The 202-nt window shown below is 38.1% G+C and carries 1 rRNA gene; it reads right to left on the bottom strand.

What is annotated here, in order from left to right:
- Positions 1 to 90 (bottom strand): 5S ribosomal RNA (rrf, locus tag AT575_RS10520); the annotation flags it as partial.
- Between the last annotated feature and the right edge of the window lie 112 nt (positions 91 to 202).

Genomic DNA, 202 nt, shown 5'->3' on the forward strand with positions numbered 1-202 from the left:
GGGGCAACCCCCAACTACTTCAGGCGTTCTAGGGCTTAACTACTGTGTTCGGCATGGGTACAGGTGTATCTCCTAGCTATCGTCACTTAACTTTTTTAGTCCACTCAAAATTGAATAACTATATCTTAACAAGAAGTCTACCTCTATGTCAATAAACTTTTCTATTATCAAAATTGTACTCGGACTAAAAAGCTAGTCAATT

Origin of the sequence: Streptococcus penaeicida (assembly GCF_002887775.1) — a bacterium.
Taxonomy (GTDB): Bacteria; Bacillota; Bacilli; order Lactobacillales; family Streptococcaceae; genus Streptococcus; species Streptococcus penaeicida.